At 45.3% G+C, this 3555-nt stretch carries 4 protein-coding genes; 3 read left to right on the top strand and 1 reads right to left on the bottom strand.

Annotated elements, in window-relative coordinates; translation table 11 throughout:
• Nucleotides 1–1015 (top strand): sulfatase/phosphatase domain-containing protein (locus tag WBA23_RS16755; protein WP_424583434.1); only part of this gene is annotated, 1015 nt, incomplete at its 5' end.
• A 293-nt stretch (nucleotides 1016–1308) separates the two neighbouring features.
• The gene (locus WBA23_RS16750) at nucleotides 1309–2301 is read left to right on the top strand and encodes an aldo/keto reductase (protein WP_424583433.1); all 993 of its coding nucleotides are present in this window, start codon (nucleotides 1309–1311) and stop codon (nucleotides 2299–2301) included.
• Nucleotides 2302–2430: 129 nt separating this feature from the next.
• On the opposite strand, the gene WBA23_RS16745 is transcribed toward WBA23_RS16750, so the two are convergent.
• The gene (locus WBA23_RS16745) at nucleotides 2431–3252 is read right to left on the bottom strand and encodes a DUF1206 domain-containing protein (RefSeq protein WP_424583432.1); all 822 of its coding nucleotides are present in this window, start codon (nucleotides 3250–3252) and stop codon (nucleotides 2431–2433) included.
• Between the two features lie 105 nt (nucleotides 3253–3357).
• Here WBA23_RS16745 and WBA23_RS16740 point away from each other — a divergent pair.
• Nucleotides 3358–3555 (top strand): Gfo/Idh/MocA family oxidoreductase (locus WBA23_RS16740; protein ID WP_424583431.1); only part of this gene is annotated, 198 nt, incomplete at its 3' end.

Genomic DNA, 3555 nt, shown 5'->3' with positions numbered 1-3555 from the left:
GTATCAGGGGGAAGATTGGGCTGAGCGGGAAGAAGGTCAGCCATTTTTTGCTCAACTTACTTTTCCCGGAACTCACCGCCGATGGCAACGCGACACTATCAATCCTATCGCGATTGAAGACGTTAGCCTGCCCCCGTATTATCCACAAACCGATCTAGCTAAACGAGATTGGGCCAACGGACTGGAAGCTATGCAAAACGTAGACCGCCAAGTAGGAGAGGTGCTGGATCGCTTGGAGGCGGAAGGCTTAGCCAAGAATACCTTAGTATTTCTGATTGGAGATAACGGACGTTGTATGCCCCGGGGTAAGCAGTTTTTATACGATGGCGGCATTCAAGTACCAATTATTGCCCGATGGCCAAATCAAATTGAAGCCGGAGTGGTATCGGATGCAATGGTGATGACCATTGATATTACTAAAACTATTTTGGATGTAGCGGGGGCAAAGCCTTCCCATCCGCTGCACGGGGAGAACCTGATGGAGACGGAAATTAACAATCGGGAGCACATTTTCGCCGCTCGCGATAAGATGGACAGCACCCACGATGCCATGCGGGCTGTTCGATCCGATCGCTACAAACTTATTCATAATCTGATGCCGGAGCGCGCATACTGTCAGTATAACAACTATAAGGAGAGAAGCTATCCGGTGCTAGCTTTGCTCAACGTGATGCACTTAAAAGGTGAGTTGCCGCCCGAGCAAGCTCGCTTTATGGCGGATTCTAAACCCGAGTTTGAACTCTACGATTTGCAAAACGATCCTTACGAACTAGAAAATCTGGCCGACGATGCTAATCATCAGTCGCTAAAAGATTCACTGCTTGCTGAGCTCGACCAATGGCGCGAAGCGATTAATGATCAAGGAGTAAGTGAAACGTTTCGGCAGGGTGGCTGGTCGGCTGACTATCCGACTAAGACGTTAGCAGACTGGGAAGAAACGCTGGAAGCCTTTCGCCCTTGGGTATTCCACGAACCGGGCGAGATTAGAGAGCATCCTTTTTATCCTAGCAAGTAATCGATAGTCGAACCTTTATTTGATAAGCCCATGTAACAAGGGAAGCTAGAAGCGGTTTCCCGCCGGGACCGAAGCCGAAGTCCTATATACCGAATTAGATATTTTGCGATTTATTTATGAACTCCAGCTTCTCGCACAAACTAAATTTTAAGCTTACTGTGTCTAATCAATTCTATCTTTACTTACTTACTCGACTAAGCTGCCAAAAGTGCGCTTTTTAGCCTTACTCAGTAAATTGAGACGATTGAAGGGGATAATTTTATTATCTTGAGTGAGAACATAACAACCATAATATGCAAACAATCACCTTACCACACAGCGATCTTACTATCACCCGAATGACCTTCGGGGCCTGGGCAATTGTGGGAGGCTTCAACTGGGGACATCAAGAGGAAAAAGATTCACTAGATGCCCTACGCGAAGCTTACGATCAAGGTATCACCTTTTTCGATACGGCTCAGGCTTACGGTGATGGAGCCTCCGAACGAATGATTCATCAGGCACTTGGTGATGTATACGATAAGATCGTAATTGCTACCAAGATTGTCCCCGATAATTTTCAGTACGAAGCAGTAAAGAAAGCCTGCGAAGCGAGAATTAAAGCCTTAAAAGCCGATCATTTGGATTTGCTGCAACTGCACTGGCCTAACCCCGATGTGCCGGTAGAAGAAACTATGCGCGCATTAGTTGATCTGAAGCAGGAGGGAAAAATACGAGCTTTTGGGGTATCTAATTTCGGTAAGCAAGACCTCACTGAAGCCCTGCAAGTGACTCAGGAAATTTCCAGCAATCAGTTGCCCTACAATTTGCTGTGGCGAGCTATTGAGTTTACTATTTTACCCCTTTGTGAAAAACATCAGATTCCGGTACTGAGCTATTCTTCTATTATGCAAGGACTATTGGCGGGAAAATTTAGTAACCCCGAAGAGATCCCGGATGATCGGGCTCGTTCTCGTCACTTCTCTTCAAACCGTTCGCAGGCTCGCCATAACGAAGCGGGGCAGGAAACGTTGACATTTGAAGCAATAGCGAAAATTAAGCAGATAGCTGAACGAGAAGGTATTCCAATGGCCCGCCTAAGCATGGCTTGGCTTTTAGCTCAACCGGGTATGGGAAGCATTATCGTAGGCGCCAGAAATCCGCAGCAGGTAAAAGATAACGTAGCAGCTATGCAAGTATCGTTATCGGATCAACTCGTACAAGAGCTCAGTGAAATTACGGGTCCACTAAAAAATGCACTAGGTTCCAATGCTGATATGTGGCAGAGTGATTCGAGAATTCATTAAGAGGGTAGAACGTAGAATGGTAAGAGGGTAGAGGGTTGAAAGGTGCAGGGTTGCCACAACCGAAGCCCGGTGAACGGTGCAAGATAGGAAGCTTTACTTGTTAAACATTCAACCCTAAACCCTTACCCTTTAATCTGTACGGAACGGCTTGTACTTCGCCTTAAAGAATTCAAAAACTCCGTAAGAGGCTAAGCCGATAGCGACAATACCCATTACAATAGGTCCACCTTCAGCTACCAAAAAATCAAACGCACCTTCAGTTCCTTTAGCTTTTGAGGCACTGGCAGCAAACGCAGCTTTGGCTAGAAAGAATCCGATAACTCCGAATACTACCGCTCTGGCAATTAGTCCGAACTGACCTAGCTTACGGTATGTGGTTTGAAGCTTATCATTCATTTGAGAATCTTTAATTCCTTTGATGTAGCTACCCGAAGTAACTTTATGAATTTGATAAATGCCTTTGGCTATAATCAGGGCCGCAAAGATACCTACCAAAAACTGTCCAAACGGTTGTTCTAGTAGCTTACCCACAATAAACTTATTTCCACCACCACTACTACTTCCGCCAGAGCCTGAAATCATCTGAAAAGCGTAGTAAGCAAAGTATCCATAGAGCATTCCGCTCAAAGCGTAACCAATCCGTACAGCAATTCCGGAAGCATCATCTCCTTTGTTTTCCGCATCCTGAATGGCTTGAATAAACCTCCAAACAGCGTAACCAATAAATCCGATAGCAACTATACCTAATAAAATTTGTCCAAAAGGTTGCTGGGCAATTTCCTTAAAAGCTCCGGAACGTCCGGTAGTCTGGCCCTCACTGCCACCAAAAGCAGCCATAGCAGATAACACTCCAACAATTACGTAAATGGCTCCTTTAGCTGCGTACCCGAATCGGGCAAAACGTTCTACCCATTTTTTGGTTTTAGGAATAGCTTGGCTAGTAATATCCATAATAGATTAAAAAATTTAGTTAGTTAAAAAATAGATGTTAGTATTGCTTACGGTCATTAAACCATCTTGGTTATCTTGACCCCAAACAATAAACAGACCTAATCTATGCCTACCAACACGCACCATATTTGCCTACTCGGCACCGGATTAATTGGCGATTTCTACGTAGCCAGTCTTTATCAGCACCGGGGAAGAGAAGTAATACAGTCGGTATACTCCCGCTCAGAAGATCGGGCAAAGCAGTTTGCCAGTAAGTGGAAAATTCCGACGACCTATACCGACATTCACCAGGCTGTGCAAGAC

Origin of the sequence: Tunicatimonas sp. (genome assembly GCF_049647865.1) — a bacterium.
Classification (GTDB): domain Bacteria; phylum Bacteroidota; class Bacteroidia; order Cytophagales; family Cyclobacteriaceae; genus Tunicatimonas.
This window is presented reverse-complemented; position numbering and strand designations above follow the sequence as displayed.